Origin of the sequence: Lichenibacterium dinghuense (assembly GCF_021730615.1) — a bacterium.
GTDB classification, from domain to species: domain Bacteria; phylum Pseudomonadota; class Alphaproteobacteria; order Rhizobiales; family Beijerinckiaceae; genus Lichenihabitans; species Lichenihabitans dinghuensis.
This window is the reverse complement of sequence record NZ_JAJLMN010000001.1, coordinates 5,497,922-5,516,035: the sequence shown is the minus strand read 5'-3', so window position 1 is coordinate 5,516,035 and position 18,114 is coordinate 5,497,922. Positions and strand designations below refer to the sequence as shown.

The window sequence follows — 18,114 nt, the reverse complement described above, 5'->3', positions numbered from 1 at the left end:
TGACTGCGGACTTCTCCGTCATGATGCGAGCCGGTAAAGGGTGGCCGACAGACCATCGCCGCGGACGATGGCGGCGTTCCGGATGCGCAGCAGGCCGTCGAGGCCGAGGCAGCGTCCCGCGTCGAACGCGGCGAACATGCCTTGGGCGACCGCGATCGCGATGTAGGTCCAGGGCCACTCAGTCGGGTCGTTGTAAAGGCCAAGCCAGAGCTGGAGGGTGAAGAGGACCGCGACGAGGCCGGACAGCCGGACCGCCAGCCCCAGCGTGAGGCTCACGGTGAAGGCGATCTCGATCGCATAGACGACAGGTTGCAGGAGTGCGACGTGAGGCACGAGGGCATCGCGCACGAACGCGGCCTGAAGCCCGACCGCGCTGAACTTGGCCTCCTGCCCGAGCCAGTAGCTGAACCCTCCCGAGACCGGCAGCGGCAGCTTCCAGATCGTCCCCTCGAACCACAAGCCTGCCATCACCACGCGCATGGCGAGGATGCCGACGTTGCGGCCGCTCCGCTGCGAGGGATCCTCCGCCCAGTTCCTCCAGACGATGAAGGCGCTGGCCGCCAGGAGGGCGAGATAGAACGCAACGGAGACGTACTTCCACGCGCTGAGGCTGTTGTAGTCGCCGGAGTCACCCACCAGAAACAGGAGGGTGTCCGAGATTGGGTTCGTCATGGAGGGTTATCCTTGTTGGGGGCGTGCGCCGCTGGGCCGCCCGTCTGTGGACGCGCCGCAACAGTGAGGCGCTTCCCCACCCTGTCGAGCGAGGGGCCGGTCGCGTAGAACCGACGCCCACCCACGGGTCGCCCAGGGGTGCGAGGCTATGCTTCCGGCGATGAGGATGTCCGACGCCGGCAGGGCGACCGGGATGGGACAGCTCGGCCTCGACCCTACGCGATGCTCCGCGCCAGCGAGGCACCACACGGGTGCGACATCGTCCGGCAAGGGGCGTGCCGGCGTGGCCCAACCTCGGTCGCCAGTGTCCGCGGCTCTCCAGATCCGATGGGTCAGGCCCGGCGGCGTTGCCGAGGCATCCCGCGCGGTCAAACGAGCGTGGACACGTAGGCCTGCGCGCCGGGGACAGCTGAAGATGGTCTCGATTGTGTTTCCGGCGACGGCACGCTCCTGCCAGGCAAGCTGGCAGGAGCGCTGCGTCCCGTCACGATGCCTCGCCCGTCCGCGTCCGTGTCGGCCTTGTGGTCGCCGCCGGGCGCGGCGCCATCGACTGTGACGCGCGAGCGCGCCGGCTGACCGCCAGAGCCCATGCCGTTCAGCGCCGGTGACGCATCATCTTCATCTTCTCCGCGACGATCACGTCGATGGCATGCATCATGGCGGGAGACACCTGATAGGAGCCGCCGTTTTTATTTTCCAGATAGGTGTGTGCCGCGAGTGCGGGTGAGACGTGAAGCAGGGCCGTCGTCGCAAGCATTAGACCAGCGATTGCCGATGTGCGCAGAAAGAGCATTGAGTCCTCCAAGAAGTCCAAGCGGAAACCTAGCGGACCGGAGAGCGTGCTGAATGTCGAAAGCGTCCGCTATCGTCCGAACAGGGTGCGATCTGCCGCCGTGACGGCGGTGGCGCCAGCGAAGCTGTCCGGCGACAGCACGGCCGAGGCGACCGGAGGCTTCGATGGCGTCGTCAGTCGCGCGCCATGGATGGGATCACGGCGGCCGCACTCCTGATCAGGAATCGCCCGCCAGCCGATCACCTCTGTTATGCTGGCCGTCTGAAGATGCCGACGCACGTCCGGCAGGTCATATCAAACGAGCGGCGGTGCGCGTTCGCGCTCGCCGGCGGTCGAAGTGCTGACCGCCGGCCGGCGCGATCGGACCCATCCAGCCCTTCCATACCGCGAAAGGGCGCCTACCGATGTGAGCGGCTACATCCCCCGACAGGAAGGCGAGTAATCGGTTGCCACGGGCCCGGCCGCCGATGCCGTGTCCATGACCGAGAGACGGGCTGAACGCGATGGCGACACCTCTTGAGACTGTGAAGCAACTCTACGCGAGGCTGACCGCCGGCGATGCGGATGGCGCCCTCGCCCTGATGTCCGACGACATCGAGTGGATCACCATGATGGACTACGAGGTCGATGGCCGCGGCCCGCAGAAGGTCCTCGAAGGCATGCTCCTGCCCGCGATGCGTGAATGGGAGCCATACACGCTGACGCCGCACGAGTTCATCTGCGATGGCGACAAGGTCGTGTCGGTGGGGCGGTTCCAAGGCACGAACCGCGGGACCGGCAAGCACGTGGAGGTCGACTATTCCCACATCTGGGAGGTGAGGGACGGCAAGATCGTTCGGCACCGCCAGTTCATCGACACCGGCAAGATAGAGCCCGCTCGCCACCTCGGCTGACACGGCCGCCCCGCGCTCCCCACACGTATGCGTCCTGGTCGCCAAGCCCGTGTGTGCCGCGGGCGGGAAGCGATCCGTTTCGAGACTTCCGGAGATCGACCATGAACGACGCCCGCGCCATCGTCCGCGCTTCCAACGACAAAGCTTCCGTCGAGCATGCGACTGGCACACTCGCCCCGACCGCGCCCGACGTCGGGCGGACGGTCCGCGACGGGAGGTGCGCCGTCCTCCGCCGGCCCGCCGGGGCTCGCGCCTGATGGACCGCGTCGCGATCGTCACCGGCGCGAGCCGCGGCATCGGGCGCGCGACCGCCATCCGGCTCGCCCGCGACTTCGGCGCCGTGGTGCTCGTGGCACGGACGCAGGCGACCCTCGCGGAGGCTGCCGAGGCCGTGCGGGCGGCGGGGGCCGAACCCCTCCCCCTCGCCCTGGACCTCCGCCGGCCTGATGCGGCCGGACCCGTCGTGGCCGCCACGCTCGAGCGCTTCGGCCGGATCGACGCCGTCGCGTGCATCGCCGGCGCGGTCCCCCAGGCCGACCTGTTCGCGCTGACGGACGAGCAGTGGGACGACGGCCTCGCTCTCAAGTTCCACTCCGCCCGACGCCTCACGGCCGCAGCCTGGGATGCGCTCAGGGCCGCGCGCGGCTCGGTCGCGATCACGTCGGGCACGACCGCCTACGCCCCCAAGGCGTCGCTGGCCGCCGTCGGCACGATCAACGCCGCGATCCTGGCGCTCGCCAAGGCGTTCGCCGAACGCGGCATCGGGGACGGCTTGCAAGTCAACACCATCCTGCCCGGCTCGGTCATGACCGACCGGCGGCGGACGATGCTCCAGGGCTACGCCGATGCGCACGGCCTCACGCTGGGGGCCGCGAGCGATCACCACGCGGTCGAGGCCGGCATCGCCCGCTATGGGCAGCCGGAGGACATCGCCAACGCGGTCGCCTTCCTGTTCGCGCCGGACAGCCGCTGGATCACCGGCACGGCCCTGCGGGTCGACGGCGGAGAAACGAAAGTGCCGTGAGGCCCGGAGGCGTCGGACGCCGTCAACTCGTCCAGCGCAAACCTTCGATGAACCTCAGAAGTCGCCGCTGTAGACGTTTGCGTCCTTGTCGGCCAGCACGTCCGCCCTCAAGTTGCCGAAGGTGGTCTCGGCGTCGCGCGCCTCGTCGGGGTGGTGGGCATGAGCGAGTGCGGCGTCGCCCGACTCTTCGCCGAACAGCTCGGCCTGACGCCGCAAGCCTTCATCGAGCGCGCCCGCATCGACGCCGCCCGCCACAGGGGCGGGAAGCCGGCGACGAGGTTCCCGATGCGGAGCGGGCCCCCTCGGCTCGCCTGAAGACTGGGGACTGACGGACCAGGGCAGGAGCAGGGTCGACGCGAGCGCACCTTTTCCGGACGATGACGCACGCGCAAATGGCCTTCGAGACGCCGGCGACCGGATAGGTTCGGCGCGCACCGGCTCTCCCCACGGCCGATGCGCCAGCGTCGGAGGCCCCCATCGCTTCGAGAATTTCGCCCCGCGACGCTTCCTGCTCCCCGCCCGTGCGACCCTCGACGGGGATCCCGCCGCACGGCCCGCACTCGCGAGACGCACGGCCATGAACGCACCCGCGATCGCCGCATCCGAGCCCCGCCGCCTCCACCCCTGGCCGGTGCGGGCCATGCATTGGCTCAACGCACTGGCCATGATCGCGATGATCGGCTCGGGCTGGGGCATCTATGACGACGCGGTCGTGTTCCACTTCATTTACTTCTGGGACGGCCTGAAGTTCGGCTCCTGGGCGGCCGAAAGCCTGCTGTACCACTTCGCCTTCATGTGGCTGCTGATGATCAACGGCGCCGTCTACCTCGTCTACGGCTTCGCGACGGGCCGCTTTCGCGAGCGCCTCCTTCCGATCCGCCCGGCCGAGATCGTCGAAACCGTGCGCGACACCCTGCGCCTGCACATCGCCCACGAAGACCTCACGGTCTACAACGCGGTCCAGAAGCTCCTCTACATCGTCGCGATCCTCGCCGGCGTCGCCCAGGTCGTGACGGGCTTTGCGCTGTGGAAGCCCACGCAATTTTCGGGGCTGATCGCGCTGTTCGGCGGCTTCCAGGGCGCGCGAGTCGCTCACTTCGCGGGCATGGCTGTCATCGTCGGCTTCCTCACCGTCCACGTCGCTCTGGCGCTGCTCGTGCCGCGCACGCTCGTGGCGATGGTGGTCGGCGGCCCGCGCGTCCCGCCGCGCCGCGCCGCGGCGGGACGCGCGGAGGCCGCCCGATGAGGTCGCCCTTCCGGCCCCTCCGCCTCCCCGACCCGGCGATCCTCGACGACCACCGCGCGGCGATCGGGGGCCTGGAGCGCCGCGGGCTCATCCGCGGCGGCCTGTCGCTCGGCGCCCTCACGATGCTGACCGGCTGCGACGTCACGCAGCCGGCCTCCGTGCAGAGCGGCCTGCTCCGCATGTCCGCGTTCAATGACTGGGTGCAGGCGCGCCTGTTCGATCCCGACAAGCTCGCCCCCGAGTTCCCGGTCTCGGAGGTGCTCCGGCCGCCGCGGTTCAACGCGTACTACGGCATCGACAAGGTGAAGCCCGTCGACGGCACGTCCTGGCGCCTCGAACTCGCGGGGCTGATCGCCGACAAGCAGCCCTGGACCCTGGAGCGGCTCGCCGCCCTGCCGCAGCGAGAAATCGTCATCCGCCACGTCTGCGTCGAGGGATGGAGCTACATCGGGCAGTGGTCCGGCGTGCCGCTCCGCGCCTTCCTGGAGCGGGTCGGCGCCGACCTCAGCGCGAGATACGTCGCGTTCAGGACCGCGGACGACTATCCGAGCAGCATCGACATGGCCAGCGCCCTGCATCCGCAGACGCTGCTGGCGACGGGCTACGCGGGGGACGCGTTGGGGGACCCCTTCGGCTTCCCGCTCCGCCTGCGCACGGCGGTGAAGCTCGGCTTCAAGAATCCGAAATGGATCACGGCGATCGAAGTCTCCAACACCTATACAGGCGGTTACTGGGAAAGGCTCGGCTTCAACTGGTTCGCGGGCCTGTGAGGAGACCTTCGATCGTCGCCCTCCTGTTGGCCGCGGCCCTGTCTCTGCCGGCACGCGCGCAGAGCCCCGGCCCCATGCCGCTGCCCGAGGACATGCCGCCGCCGGGCGGCATGTCCGGCGCGCAGATGGCGAGCCGGGCGAGTGGTCGCTTCCCGCAGCCCGTCCGCGTCGGCGCCCTCGTCGGGCGGGAACTTCTGGCCCCCTACGAGTGGCAGCCGGTGCTCGGCCGCGTCGCCGGGGTCGTGCGCCGCGGCGACGGCGCGCTCGACGTGGTGGTACACCTCGACGGCCGGCTCGGGCTGGACTGGCTCGGCCTCGGCTGGGTCGATTGGTGGGGCTTCGGCTCGCGGCGGGTGAGCGTCCCCGTCGACGCGGTCGCGCTGCTCGGGGAATATGTGGGCCTGATGGACATCACGTCCGAGCGCCTGCTCGCCCTGCCGGATTTCGCGCCGGCCTCCGCGGTCGCGTTGACCCCCGACGAGACGATCCGCGTCGGCCTCGTGGCGCCGTTCCATTGAGCGCCGGAAGCACCATGGGCGGAGCGCCGCGCCCGGTCCGGGGCGGCCAGGGCACCACCTGCGCGGTGGCCGTCATGGCCAAGGCGCCCCGCAGTGGCCTGTCCAAGACGCGGCTTTGTCCGCCGCTCGCGCCCGATCATGCCGCGGCCCTGAGCGCCGCCTTCCTGCGCGACACCACCGACAACCTGTTCGCAGCCGCGCGCGGAGCGCCCATCATCCCCTACGCCGCCTATGCGCCGGCCGGGAGCGAGGAGGCGGTGAAACTCCACCTCGCGCCCGGCACCGCGCTCGTCCTCGCCGACGGGAGCGCCGCCGCGCCGTCCGGCGTCGACGGCTTCGGACGCTGCCTGTTCCAGGCCGTCGAGGCCCTGTTGATCCTCGGTCACGCGGCGGCCTGCGTGCTCAGTTCCGACGTCCCGACCCTGCCGACCCGCCTCCTGGTCGAGGCGGCCCGCCTGCTGCTGGAGCCGGGCGAGCGCGGCGTGCTCGGCGCCTGCGACGACGGCGGCTATTACCTGCTCGGCCTGAAGCGCGTCCACGCGCGCCTGTTCGCGGACATCGCCTGGAGCACCGACGCCGTCGCCGGGACGACGCGGCGGCGGGCGGCCGAGATCGGCCTCGACCTCGTCGAGATCGAGGCTTGGTACGACGTGGACGACGCGGCCGCGCTGGAACGGATGCGCACCGAGGCGCACGGCTACGGCGCGCCAGCGACGCGCGCGGCCCTGAGCCGCCTCGCCATCCCGGACGCCGTGACGGCATGAGGGCGGGATCCGCCACGCTCCTCCTGCGCCGCGCCATGCACCGTCGCCCGGCCTCGAACCCGGCCGGTCCGGCGTGAGCGCGCCCGCGGACACCGGCGAAGCCGCCGCCCGGGCCGGCGGCGGCGCGGGGTCCTTCCCGCTCGCGGACTTCCTGTCCCGCTGGGCTGATTGCGCAATCCAGGATCTCGCGGCCTCCGACTCGCAGACGCTGCACCTGTCGACGCTGCTGCGCTACGCCGGGACCGAGGATCTGCGGCGCTGGCACGGCGTCGGCCTCGGCTACGCCGATCCGCGCGGCGCGCCCTGGCTCCGCGCCGCGATCGCGGGGCGCTACGAGGCGCTCGGCGACGGCGGCGTCCTGGCCTGCAACGGCGCGCAGGAGGCGATCGCCTGCGTGCTGCGCGCGGTACTCCGGCCGGTCGACCACGCCGTCGTGGTGGTGCCGATCTATGGACCGTCCGAACTCGCCGTCACGGGCCTCTGCGCGGCCAGCGGCGTCGCCCTCGACCCCGACCGCGGCTGGTCGCTCGACCTCGACCGCGTCGCGGCCGCGATCCGCCCGAACACCCGACTTGTGGTGGCGAACTTCCCCAACAGTCCCACCGGCGCCTCGCTCGGGCCGGCGACGCTCGGCGGCCTCGTCGCTCTGTGCCGGCGGCACGGGCTGTGGCTGGTCAACGACGAGGTGTACGGCCAGACCGACGCCGGGGGCGGTGCCCCTGCGGTGGCCGACATTTACGAGAAGGGGGTGTCAATCAACGGGCTCTCGAAGGGGTTCGGGCTGCCGGGCCTGCGCGTCGGCTGGGCCGCATGCCGCGACAAGGGCCTGCTCGACCGGGCGATAGCGCAGAAGAGCCTGCTGTCGAGCTGCCTGTCCGGCCCGAGCGAAGTGCTGGCCCATGTCGCCCTCGAGATGGAGGCCCGCATCACGGCTCTCGCGCGGTCGATCGGGCGGCGCAACCATCGCCGGCTGCGGGCGCTGCTCGACCGCTTCCCGGACCTGTTCGAGGCGGACCTCCCGGCCAACCTCGCCTTCGCGTTTCCGCGCTTCCGCGGCGCAGAGGGAGCCGCGCGCTTCGCCGACACCCTGGCGCGGCAGGCCGGCCTGCTCGTGGCGCCGTCCACCCTGTGGCGATCGCCCCTGGCGCAGGTCCCGGACGACCGCCTGCGCATCGGCCTCGGCCGGCTGGGCAGCGGTCCGGCGCTGGCGGCTCTCGAGGCTCACCTCCTTCGGTTGACCTCGTCGCGGGGAAGCGCCGCATGCACGGGGTGAGCGCCGTTCCCTCCCGCGCCCGCGAAGCACCCCTGGCTCTTGTCGCAGTGCTGGTGCTGGTGGCTCTTTGCACGCTCGGCACCGCCGTCGGCCGGGCGCGCAGCGACCTCCTGTTCTACGGCTGCGCCTTCGCGCAAGGCTTCCTCGCGCTCGCCGCCGCGGCGCTGGCGCTGCGCAGCCCGGCCCGCACGGCCCTGCCGAGCATCATCGCCCTGGCAGTCGCCCTGCGTATCGCCCTGCTGTTCACCGTGCCGACCCTGTCGGGCGACGTGTACCGCTACATCTGGGACGGGCGCGTGGTGGCGGCCGGCTTCGACCCCTACACCCACGTCCCGGCCGACCCGGCCCTCGCGTACCTGCGCGACCCCGCGCAATACGGCCTGATCGACAAGCGCGACTACGCCGTCACGATCTACCCGCCGGTCGCCGAAGCCCTGTTCGCCCTGGTGACGCGGGTGTCGTCATCGGTGGTCGTCATGAAGGGCGCGATGGTGCTGCTCGAAGGCTTCGCCGTGCTGGCCATGGCACGGCTGCTGTCCCGCCTCGGTCGCCAGCGGGCGTGGCTCGCCGCCTATCTCCTCCACCCGGCGCCGCTTTGGGAGATCGCCGGAAACGGCCACGCCGACGCCGCCGTGCTGGCCGCCCTGTTCGGCGCCCTGGCCTGGGGCGGCGGCGCGGCGCGACCCTACGCCGCCGCGCTCGCCATGACGCTCGGCGCCCTCGCCAAGCCGATGGCGGCGCTCGGCCTGCCGGCGCTGTGGCGACCGTGGCGCGTCCTCCTGCCGCTCGCCGTGCTGGCGTTCGCGGCGCTGTGTTACCTGCCCTTTGCGCTGTCGGCCGGGGTTGGCGTCGTCGGCTTCCTGCCGAGCTACGCGCACGAGCAAGGCCTCGACACCGGCGGCGGCGTCCTGCCGTTGGCGCTGCTCGGCGCCGCGGGGCTGGCCCGTCCCTGGATGGCGGCCGCCTATGCTGCCCTGGCCGCCGCGGCGCTGCTCGCGCTGGCGCTCCGGACGCGATGGAAGGGCGACGCGTCGCTGCGCGCGGCACTCGGCGGCACGGCGCTGCTCGCCGTGACGTTTCTATGCCTCCTGACGCCGACCTTCCCATGGTACTTCCTCGTCGCCGCGCCCTTCACGGCGCTGCTCGGCCTGTGGAGCCCCTTCGTTCTGATCACGGGCGGCTTCCTGCTCTACGGCTTCAACGCGGACGCGCCCGCGTTCCTGCTCCGTTGGTCCCTCCTGATGACTTTCGTGCTCCTCGCCGCGGCACGGGACGTCCGGTCCTGGCGCGGCGTGGTCGAGGTTTCCGATGCTTGATGAGGTCAAGGCCGTGGCGGGCGGCGCGACGGCGGCGCTCGCCGATGCCGCGGCGCCGATGTCGCCCGCCGTCGATCCCCGGCGCTACCACGAGGCCGCCGACCCGGCCCGCTCCCCCGTGGCGGCGCGGCCGCCCGTCTGCCTCTACCTGGAGGTGACCAACCGCTGCAACCTGCTGTGCACGACCTGCCCGCGCACCTACGTCGAGTTGGAGCCACCGGCGGACCTGTCGTGGGACCTGTTCACCCGCATCGTCGACCAGATCCCGGACTTGAAGCGCGCCGTGATGCACGGCGTCGGCGAGCCCATGCTGGTCAAGGACCTGCCTACGATGGTGCGCTACCTGAAGGACCGCGGCACCCACGTGCTGTTCAACACCAACGGCACGGTGTTGAACGAGCGCAACGGCCGCGCCCTGATCGACGCCGGCCTCGACGAGCTGCGCGTGTCGCTCGACGCGTCCACGCGAGAAAGCTACCTCGCGGTGCGCGGCGTCGATTATTTCGAGCGCATCCTGAAGAACGTCGCCCGCTTCCGCGCCCTGCAGGAGCGCGAAGGCTTGGCCAAGCCCCGCGTGTCGGCTTGGCTGACGGGGCTGAAGGAGACCGTGGCCGAGTTGCCCGCCTTCGTGCGGCTCGCCGCCGACATCGGCGTGCGCGAGGTATACCTCCAGCGCCTCGTGTTCTTCGAGGAGGGCGCGGTCGGCAAGGCCAGGCCCGACCAGGCGCTGTTCGAGAGCCTCGACGCGGAGGAAGCCGGGCACATCGCCGAAGCGGAGCGCGTCGCGGACGCGCTCGGCCTCACCTTCTCGGCCTCGGGCGCGGCATCCGAGCCCGGGATGAGCCTGGAGCGCAAGGCGGACAGCAATCCGTGGTCGCTGTGCGGGCGGCCCTGGACCGTGATGTACTTCACCGCCAACGGCCGGGCGCTGCCGTGCTGCATCGCGCCTTTCGCCCAGGCCGGCTACGAGAACTACACGCTCGGCGACGCCACGCAGGAAACGCTGGAGGAGATCTGGAACGGTTCCCGCTACCGCGATTTCCGCGCCGCGCTCCAGTCGGCCCGCCCCCCGACCGCCTGTGCGAACTGCGGCCTGCGCTGGAGCCTGTAGGGCGTGCGGGCCGGGGACGCCGAGGGCGTCGTGTCCATCGTGGTGCCCTGCCTCGACGAGGAAGCGGCGGTCGGCGGCGTCGTGCGGGCGCTGCTCGCGGCCGGGCTCGACGAGGTGGTGGTGGTCGATGGCGGCTCGCGCGACGGCACCGCGGCGCGGGCCGCGGCCGCCGGGGCACGCGTGATGGTCGAGCGGCGGCGCGGCTACGGCCGGGCCTGCTCGACGGGCGCGGCCGCGGCGCGGCCCGACGCCGTCGTGATCGCCTTCGTGGACGGCGACGGATCCGACCGCGTCGAGTTGGCGGGCGAGGTGATCGGCCCCGTGCTGGCGGGGCGGGCCGACCTCGTGCTCGGCTCGCGCCTGCGGGGTCCGCGCGAGCCCGGCAGCCTCGGCGCCGCCCAGGTCGCGGCCGGGCGCATCGCGGGCCTCATGCTGCGCGCGCTCTACGGCCTGCGCTCGACCGACATGGGGCCCTTCCGGGCCATCGCGCGGCCCGCCCTCGACGGCCTCGGCATGGCGGAGATGAGCTTCGGTTGGAACGTCGAGATGCAGATGCGCGCCGCGGCGCGCGGCCTGCGCGTGCTGGAGGTGCCGGTCGGATGCCGGCGCCGGGTCGGCGGCGTGTCCAAGGTGTCGGGCCGGCTCGGGCCGACGCTGCGCGCCTCCGTCGTGCTGGTCCGCACCGTGCTGCGCTTGGCCGCGACGCTCCGAGGACCCCATGCCTGAGGAGATCCCGCTCTTCGCCCCTCTTTGGAACTCCGATCAGGCATCGCGTGAGCCGGCGCACCCTGGAGGGCGGACGCTCGTCCGGCTGTGCTCGACCGTCCCTATCATCAGCGCGGAAACCTAAGTATACATCTACGACGCGACGACCCGAGAATCCTTTGGGTCTCGGATGCGGAAGTTATCGGTGATTCGGGATGAGAAGCGACTGAAGTGCTTCGGGACCGTTTCCTTGAGGAATGTCAGGATCGCCTCCGCGAAGTCCTTGAATGTGGCATAGTACCGGTTGTGGGTGACGTTCTGGTGCATCACGCCCCAGAGCCGCTCGATCGGGTTGAGGTGAGGGCAGTAACTCGGGATGAAGTGAAGCACGATGCGCCGTCCCGGTTGCCTCATCCAATCCTGAACAGCACGGGCATGATGATAGCGGGCGTTGTCCAGATAGACATGGATCCGACGCATCGTCGTGTAGGCGTTCTCGATGGAGGTCAGAAGCTCGATCGTGCTTTGCGCATCGACCGAAAGCACTTCCTTCATCCGCGTCGCGCCGGTCTCCAGGTCGATCACACCATGGATGTTCATGCGATCACGGCCCGACGCCGCAGGAACCGCGACGTCGGCGCCACGCGGCATCCACACGCCCGCCGGTCGCGTCTGATGGGTCGGGTGAACGGCATCGCCGTAGACGATCGCTTCGTCGGCCCCAAGGCCGTTGCGGAGCCGCTCATGCTGCTCGATGAACGCTTCCTGCGCCGCAAGGTCGAGATGCGAGGGCACAAGGTCAGGCTTGCGCCAGACAAAATCCAGCGCCGCCATCAGCTTGATCAAACCGGATCGCGTGTACGACATGCCATACGTCGTCCGGATGTGATGACCGATCGCGCGTGTCGACGCCGGAAGCGCCTCCGTGGCCCAGGCTTTCAGGGCCGTGAGCTGCTCCACCGTCAAGGCGCGGTGCCCGCCCGCCAAGTCGAAGCGCGCCAGAGCCGGTACGCCGCCCTCGCGATAAACCTTGAACCAGCTCCGGATCGTGTCGTCGTCCAGGAGGAGAGCCTCCGAAACCTGCTCGCAACTCCAGCCCTTGTCCAACAAAAGGATCGCGTTGGCGCGCCGGGCGACCCGATGCTCCTCAAGCCCATCCCGCGCGATGCCCGTCAGCCGCGCACGATCGTCCTTGCTCAGGAAATGGCGCTTGATCATCGACACAAAACCGAATCGAAAGCGACCCCGCCGTCAACCCCGCATCCTCACGGAATCGGGCTATATCGATATGCTTCAAGCCATCATGCACCCCGATGCGGTCTATCGCTACTCGATCTGGGCCGTTGCACTTCCCCTGGCGGCTTGCGGCATCGGGGCGGCGCTCCTCATGGGGATCACGGTCGAGCGCGTGTTTCCGGCGAGCCTCCGCCGACGCCACGATGCCCTCACGGCCGCTATCCTGTCCGTCGTGGGGCTGACATTCGGTGTGTTGCTCGCGTTCGTCGCGATGCTGGCCTGGGAAAGATTCGATGCGGCTCAAACGGCCGCGAGCCGAGAGGCGACTGTCCTCCTCGACCTGCATGGGATCGCAGCAGCCCTGCCCGAGCCCGAGCGGACGGACCTGCGCGAAAGCTTCATCGCTTACGCGCGAGCCGTGCGCGAGGTGGAGTGGCCCGACCAGGCCGCAGGCCGCGTGGTTCAGGCCAGCAACCCGCCCCTCGATCGCGCCGACACGATCGTGACCGGGCTGCGCCCCCCGGACATCGGCGTAGGCAACCTTCAGGCTGCTTTGATCGCCGGGCTCGCCCGCCTGCGTGACGCGCGTGACGGGAGGCGATCCGCGGCGGAGTCGCAGATCCCACCTGTGATCTGGTTCGTCCTGATCTCCGGCGGCGGCATGACACTGATGTGTGCCGCACTGCTCGGCACATCCGACCTGCGCCTGCACCTCGCCATGACGTCGCTGTTGTCGCTGTCGGGCGTCCTTGTCCTCGTGATGATCGTGGCCCTCGGGCATCCGTTCCAAGGCGACCTGCGTATTACGCCGAAAGCCTTCGCGGGCGTCGAGGAGGAAATGGGCGGACGATGACCGAACCGCCGGCTGCCATGCTCGCCGCGCTCGAGGCGGGACGTCGGGTGCGACGGCTCCCACGCCGTCCGCAGGATCGCTCCACGACGCGGGGCGCGGCTTCGCTCGGACGCCACGCGGGCTCGCGAGGCGCGATCTCCAGCCTTCCAGCGGATGGAAGGACGCTTCCCGGAATCGCTCGCTGCCGGGCCGAGCCGGAGTGTCCGACATCATCACCATCGACCGGGCAGGCTGGTGCCTCCGGAACCTGAAAGATCGAGAGATGACCGTCCTCTTCAACACCGTCGACGTCGACGGCCTCAAGGGGTTCTACCGGTCCGCCGGCGACCCGAGCGCTCCGGTCGTGCTGCTCCTGCACGGCTTTCCCAGCGCCAGCCACATGTTCCGCGACCTGATCCCTGAGTTGGCCGGCACGTATCACGTGGTCGCCCCGGACCTGCCGGGCTTCGGCAGGACGGAGCGGCCGGACCGCGACGCCTTCGCCTACACGTTCGAGACCATCGCCAAGGTGATCGGCCGCTTCACCGAGGTGCTCGGCTTGGAACGGTTCGCGATCTACGTCTTCGATTACGGCGCCCCCACCGGCTTCCGCCTCGCGCTGGCCCATCCCGACCGCATCACGGCAATCGTTTCCCAGAACGGCAACGCTTACGAGGAGGGCCTCAGCGAAGGCTGGAATCCGATCCGACAGTACTGGGAGGACGCGACCGACGAGAATCGCGGTGCGCTGCGAGGCCTGCTGAGCGCGGACTCGATCCGCTGGCAGTACGAGCACGGCGTGCCGGACACGTCCAGGGTCTCGCCCGACGGTTGGACGCTCGACGCGCACTACACGCAGCGCCCCGGCGTAGACGAGATCCAGCTCGACCTGTTCCTCGATTATAAAAACAATGTCAGGATGTACCCCGAATTTCAGCTCTACTTCCGGGAGCGTGCACCGAAGCTGCTGTCCATCTGGGGTCGGAACGACCCATTCTTCGTCCCTCCGGGTGCGGAGGCCTTCAAGCGGGATCTTCCGAACGCCGAAGTCCGCTTCCTCGAAACTGGCCACTTCGCCCTGGAAACCCACGCCCACGAGATCGGCGCCGCCGTCCGTGACTTCCTCGACCGCCACCTGGGCTGATCCCGCACCCGTCGCCGCCGCGCGCCCGCGGCGACCGAAACTCCCACTGAGCGAAGCCGACCATGACCCCGACCGACATCGTCCGCGCCTTCTACGACCGGCTCGCCGCCGGGGACGCTCCCGGCGCTCTCGGCCTGATGGCGCCCGATATCGAGTGGACCACCATGTGGCATTACAAGGTCGAGGGCCGGGGCCCCGCCGCCGTCGCGGAAGGGTTGTTCAAGCCCTTGATGGCCGAGTGGGCCAGCTTCTCGCTCGCGCCTACCGGGTTCATCGCCGAGGGCGAGACCGTGGTGTCGCTCGGCGACTTCAGAGGCGTCCACCGCGCCACAGGCAAGACCGCCGAGGCGCGCTACGCCCACGTCTGGACGCTGAAGGATGGCAAGATCGCCCGCTTCCGCCAGTACATCGACACCCTTGCGGTCGCGGAAGCGCGGCGCGCGTGATCGGCCGTGGCCGACCTCGCCGGGACGCGCGCCCCCGGCGAAGCTCACAGTGGAGGATTGAGCCATGACATATGGGAAGCTCGGTGCCGCGCTCGTCGGGGCCGTGCTCGTCGGGGCGGCCGCGCTCACGGCCTCCCCGGCGACCGCGGATCCCCTGCCTTCGACTACGGCGACGACCACCTACCATCACGCGCGGGTCGACGGGGTCAGGGTCTTCTATCGGGAGGCCGGCCCAAAGGACGCGCCGACAATCGTGCTGCTGCACGGCTTCCCATCGTCCTCGCGGGAGTTCGACACGCTCATCCCCATGCTGGCGACGCGCTACCACCTGATCGCGCCCGATTTCCCGGGCTTCGGCCAGAGCGAAGCGCCGCCGCCGTCGGCCTACGCCTATACCTTCGACCACTTGGCGCAGACCACGGACCACCTGCTGGAAGCCCTCCACTTGGACAAATACAGCCTCTACATCCATGACTACGGCGCGCCGGTCGGGATGCGGCTGATCCTGGCCCACCCCGAACGCCTGCAGGCTCTCATCAGCCAGAACGGCAACATCTATCAGGCTGGTCTCGGCGTTAAATGGGAAAAAATCGCCCAATATTGGTCAGACCCGTCCGCACACCCGGAAGTGCTCGACGCCTTCCTGTCGCCGGAAGCGACCGAGCAGCGCCACACCTTCGGCACCTCGCATCCGGAGCGCTACGATCCCGACACCTGGACCGACGAGATCGCGCATCTGTCGAGGCCCGGCCAGCGCGAGATCCAGGCGGCGCTGCTTTCCGATTATCGGACCAACGTCGCGGCCTACCCCGCCTGGCAGGCGTGGCTCCGACAGCACCGGCCCCCGACCCTCGTCGCCTGGGGCGCCAACGACCCGTCCTTCGTCGCGGCGGGGGCGACGGCCTTCCGCGCCGACCTGCCGGACGCGGAGATCCATCTGTTGGACGCCGGTCACTTCGCGCTCGATGAGAAGAACGACGAGATTGCCGCGCTGGTCCTCGCCTTCATGGCCGAGCATGTGCCCTCGCCGTAGCGACCTCCAGGCTCGCCGGACCGGGGTGGGGCGCCGCACGGGTTCGACGCGGAAGGACGCGTGGCGCTTGCCCGCGATCCGCTTAGGATCGGGGCCCGCGAGGCCCACCCTTGGAAGGCCGATGGATCGTTTGGACGCGATGCAGGTGCTGCTCACGGCAGTGGAGTGCGGCAGCCTGTCCAAGGCGAGCCGGAAGCTCGGCCAGCCACTCGCCACCGTGAGCCGCAAGGTGTCCGAGCTCGAAGACCACCTGAAGGCGGAACTCCTGATCCGATCCTCCAGGGGCCTGGAGCTGACGCCCGCCGGCCGGACCTACGTCGCGGCGGCCCGCGCCGTGCTGGAGCAGCTGCATGAAGCCGAGCGGGCGGCCGCGGGCGAGTACGTCGAACCCAAGGGCGACCTCGTCGTGACCGCGCCAGTGGCGTTCGGCCGGCTCCACGTCCTGCCCGTCGTCACCGCCTTCCTGGCGGCGTTCCGGCAGGTGTCCGTCGCGCTGATGCTGACCGACCGCGTGACCCATTTCCTCGACGATCAGGTCGACGTGGCCCTGCGCATCGGCGACCTGCCCGACAGCGGCCTGATCGCGACCCGCCTCGGCGCGGTCCGCCGGGTGACCTGCGCCAGCCCGGCCTACCTTGCTTCGCGCGGGGCACCGGCCGCCCCACAGGACCTTGCCCACCACGACGTGATCTCGTTCGGGAGCATGTCGCTTCCCGCGACTTGGCGCTACTCGTCGAACGGCGAAGAGATGGCCGTGCCCCTCAGATCGCGCTTGACCGTCAGCACCGTCGAAGCGGCGATCGATGCGGGCCTCGCCGGCGCAGGAGTGATCCGGACCCTGTCCTACCAAGTCGTCGACCATATGCGCGACGGCCGCCTGCGGCTGCTCTTGGAAGGGTTCGAGCCCGCGCCCCGGCCGGTGCACATCGTCTACGACAGGCGGAACCGCCTGCCGCTCAAGCTGCGGGCCTTCGTCGATTTCGCCGTTCCCCGGCTCCGGGACCAGGTGGCAGCGGTCGAGCTTTGACTCACCCTGCGAGGAACGATGGACCTCCGGCGCGCCACCCGGGATCAGGCCAGCGTGCCCATCCGATCCGGACGAGGCCCAGAGACGGGGCCTCAGACCCGGTGCCGCGAGCCGAGGCGAGCGGCGACAGCCCTGAGGCCCGCCGCCCTTGCGAGATCGTCACTCGCCTAACCCACCTCACCCGCCATCACGATGCGACGTCCCTGACGTCCATGACGCGCGGGGCCGCGCTGGATCAGCCCGTCATCGCCCGAACCTGCCACCTGGACGGGACGCGTATGGAGTAGACCACGATGGCCACGAGCACGCTCCAGATGATCCTCGCCACCATGTCGGTCCGGGTCCACGCCTTCGCGTTCTGCGAGATCCAGGACGGGTGGCGGCTGGAGAAGCGCGGGGCGCCGGACACCCTGATCGTTCACTACGTCCTGGCGGGCTCGGGCACGGTCCAGGCCGGCGACCGCCGGCCCGTGGAGTTCGGGCCGCACAGCATCGTCATCCCGCCCCGCAACTCCCCGCATACGATCGGCTTCGCAGACGCTCCGCGCATGCTGCCAGCGGCGGACGGGCTCGGCCTTCTCCCCAATGGTCTCCTCCGCATCACGGCAGGCGACGGGAGCCAAGACATGCTGCTGGCCTGCGGGGCCATCACGGCCCGCTATGCCGGCTCGCTCGGCCTGTTGGACCGACTGGAGGACGCCGTCGTCGGAGATCTCTCGGCCAGCAAGCACCTGCGGCACGCTTTCTCGTTCATGGTCGAAGAGTTGGCCGACCCCGTCCTCGGGACCGCAGACGTGACGGGTGCGCTGATGAAGCGGTGCCTCCTCGCCTTTCTGCGCCTGCACCTGCAGGACCTGTGCGTGAGGTCTCCCCTGTTCAGCGCCCTGCGTGATCCGCGCCTCGCCGACGCCGTCGCGGCCGTCGTCGACGCGCCCGCCGCGCCGCACACGGTGGAAAGCCTCGCGGCCCTGTGCGGCATGAGCCGCACCACATTCGCCCAGCGCTTCTCGGACACGTTCGGCGAGGGGCCGATCGCCTTCCTCCAGCGCGCGAGATTGCGCCTCGGAGCCCAACTGCTGGTGACCTCGCCCATGCCCGTGAAGGTCATCGCCGCGAGCGTGGGCTATGGCAGCCGCAGCCACTTCTCCCACGCATTCAGGGGCGCCTATGGCATCGACCCGACGGCCTTCCGCCGCCGTCGCGCCCAGGCGGACCGAGATCTCGAGCCGCTCTACGCGGTGAACCACCTCGTGTCGCCCGGAAGTTGATCGGCTTGGGAATCACCCTGTCGGAGGAACGCGACGCTTCGCA

At 70.2% G+C, this 18,114-nt stretch carries 20 protein-coding genes; 16 read left to right on the top strand and 4 right to left on the bottom strand.

Annotated features, from left to right (window positions below; genetic code table 11):
• Positions 1-18 precede the first annotated feature (18 nt).
• Together L7N97_RS26480 and L7N97_RS26475 are read right to left on the bottom strand one after the other, a co-directional pair.
• Positions 19-672, bottom strand: coding sequence for a DoxX family protein (locus L7N97_RS26480; protein ID WP_237481461.1), 654 nt, complete (start codon positions 670-672; stop codon positions 19-21).
• Between the two features lie 595 nt (positions 673-1,267).
• Entirely contained in the window at positions 1,268-1,465 is a 198-nt protein-coding gene (locus L7N97_RS26475) for a twin-arginine translocation signal domain-containing protein (protein ID WP_237481459.1), read from the bottom strand.
• Positions 1,466-1,968: 503 nt separating this feature from the next.
• Between L7N97_RS26475 and L7N97_RS26470 the strand changes: the two genes are divergently transcribed.
• The gene (locus L7N97_RS26470; protein ID WP_237481457.1) at positions 1,969-2,358 is read left to right on the top strand and encodes a nuclear transport factor 2 family protein; all 390 of its coding nucleotides are present in this window, start codon (positions 1,969-1,971) and stop codon (positions 2,356-2,358) included.
• 256 nt (positions 2,359-2,614) lie between these two features.
• Complete coding sequence (locus L7N97_RS26465) at positions 2,615-3,382, top strand: SDR family oxidoreductase (RefSeq protein WP_237481456.1); 768 nt, start codon at positions 2,615-2,617, stop codon at positions 3,380-3,382.
• A gap of 54 nt (positions 3,383-3,436) precedes the next feature.
• Here the strand turns inward: L7N97_RS26465 and L7N97_RS26460 are convergent, their stop codons facing one another.
• Positions 3,437-3,598 (bottom strand): hypothetical protein, encoded by a 162-nt coding sequence (locus L7N97_RS26460; RefSeq protein ID WP_237481454.1) that lies wholly within the window; start codon positions 3,596-3,598, stop codon positions 3,437-3,439.
• Between the two features lie 361 nt (positions 3,599-3,959).
• Here L7N97_RS26460 and L7N97_RS26455 point away from each other — a divergent pair, with 361 nt between their 5' ends.
• The 8 genes from L7N97_RS26455 to L7N97_RS26420 all read left to right on the top strand — a co-directional run bounded on the left by L7N97_RS26455 (position 3,960) and on the right by L7N97_RS26420 (position 11,106).
• Positions 3,960-4,628 carry a cytochrome b/b6 domain-containing protein gene (locus L7N97_RS26455; RefSeq protein ID WP_237481452.1) on the top strand — a complete coding sequence of 223 codons (669 nt, stop codon included), beginning with the start codon at positions 3,960-3,962 and terminating at the stop codon, positions 4,626-4,628.
• Positions 4,625-5,398 (top strand): molybdopterin-dependent oxidoreductase, encoded by a 774-nt coding sequence (locus L7N97_RS26450; RefSeq protein WP_237481450.1) that lies wholly within the window; start codon positions 4,625-4,627, stop codon positions 5,396-5,398. The genes L7N97_RS26455 and L7N97_RS26450 overlap by 4 nt, the downstream gene beginning before the upstream one ends.
• Positions 5,399-5,472: 74 nt before the next feature.
• A complete protein-coding gene (locus L7N97_RS26445) occupies positions 5,473-5,916 on the top strand; it encodes a hypothetical protein (protein WP_237481448.1) in 444 nt (147 codons plus the stop codon).
• Positions 5,917-5,930: 14 nt separating this feature from the next.
• Positions 5,931-6,680 carry a TIGR04282 family arsenosugar biosynthesis glycosyltransferase gene (locus L7N97_RS26440; RefSeq protein ID WP_237481447.1) on the top strand — a complete coding sequence of 250 codons (750 nt, stop codon included), beginning with the start codon at positions 5,931-5,933 and terminating at the stop codon, positions 6,678-6,680.
• 73 nt (positions 6,681-6,753) lie between these two features.
• Complete coding sequence (locus L7N97_RS26435; protein WP_237481445.1) at positions 6,754-7,953, top strand: pyridoxal phosphate-dependent aminotransferase; 1,200 nt, start codon at positions 6,754-6,756, stop codon at positions 7,951-7,953.
• A complete protein-coding gene (locus L7N97_RS26430) occupies positions 7,941-9,269 on the top strand; it encodes an MptA/MptB family glycosyltransferase (RefSeq protein WP_237481444.1) in 1,329 nt (442 codons plus the stop codon). Before L7N97_RS26435 ends, L7N97_RS26430 begins: the two co-directional genes overlap by 13 nt.
• Complete coding sequence (locus L7N97_RS26425) at positions 9,262-10,380, top strand: radical SAM/SPASM domain-containing protein (RefSeq protein WP_237481443.1); 1,119 nt, start codon at positions 9,262-9,264, stop codon at positions 10,378-10,380. Before L7N97_RS26430 ends, L7N97_RS26425 begins: the two co-directional genes overlap by 8 nt.
• A gap of 3 nt (positions 10,381-10,383) precedes the next feature.
• Complete coding sequence (locus L7N97_RS26420; RefSeq protein WP_237481441.1) at positions 10,384-11,106, top strand: glycosyltransferase family 2 protein; 723 nt, start codon at positions 10,384-10,386, stop codon at positions 11,104-11,106.
• A 132-nt stretch (positions 11,107-11,238) separates the two neighbouring features.
• On the opposite strand, the gene L7N97_RS26415 is transcribed toward L7N97_RS26420, so the two are convergent.
• Positions 11,239-12,303 (bottom strand): IS630 family transposase, encoded by a 1,065-nt coding sequence (locus L7N97_RS26415; RefSeq protein ID WP_237482112.1) that lies wholly within the window; start codon positions 12,301-12,303, stop codon positions 11,239-11,241.
• Between L7N97_RS26415 and L7N97_RS26410 the strand changes: the two genes are divergently transcribed.
• From L7N97_RS26410 to L7N97_RS26385, 6 genes are all read left to right on the top strand, one after another.
• On the top strand, positions 12,296-13,174 hold the full coding sequence (locus tag L7N97_RS26410) for a bestrophin-like domain (protein ID WP_237481440.1): 879 nt from the start codon (positions 12,296-12,298) through the stop codon (positions 13,172-13,174). The two genes, L7N97_RS26415 and L7N97_RS26410, sit on opposite strands and share 8 nt — an antisense overlap.
• 262 nt (positions 13,175-13,436) lie before the next feature.
• On the top strand, positions 13,437-14,297 hold the full coding sequence (locus L7N97_RS26405; RefSeq protein ID WP_237482413.1) for an alpha/beta fold hydrolase: 861 nt from the start codon (positions 13,437-13,439) through the stop codon (positions 14,295-14,297).
• Positions 14,298-14,359: 62 nt separating this feature from the next.
• Positions 14,360-14,743 carry a nuclear transport factor 2 family protein gene (locus L7N97_RS26400; protein ID WP_237481438.1) on the top strand — a complete coding sequence of 128 codons (384 nt, stop codon included), beginning with the start codon at positions 14,360-14,362 and terminating at the stop codon, positions 14,741-14,743.
• Between the two features lie 64 nt (positions 14,744-14,807).
• Positions 14,808-15,776: an alpha/beta fold hydrolase gene (locus tag L7N97_RS26395; RefSeq protein WP_237481436.1), complete on the top strand. Its 969-nt coding sequence runs from the start codon at positions 14,808-14,810 to the stop codon at positions 15,774-15,776.
• A 121-nt stretch (positions 15,777-15,897) separates the two neighbouring features.
• Entirely contained in the window at positions 15,898-16,803 is a 906-nt protein-coding gene (locus tag L7N97_RS26390) for a LysR family transcriptional regulator (RefSeq protein ID WP_237481434.1), read from the top strand.
• 293 nt (positions 16,804-17,096) lie between these two features.
• Positions 17,097-18,071 carry an AraC family transcriptional regulator gene (locus L7N97_RS26385; protein WP_237481432.1) on the top strand — a complete coding sequence of 325 codons (975 nt, stop codon included), beginning with the start codon at positions 17,097-17,099 and terminating at the stop codon, positions 18,069-18,071.
• Positions 18,072-18,114 lie beyond the last annotated feature (43 nt).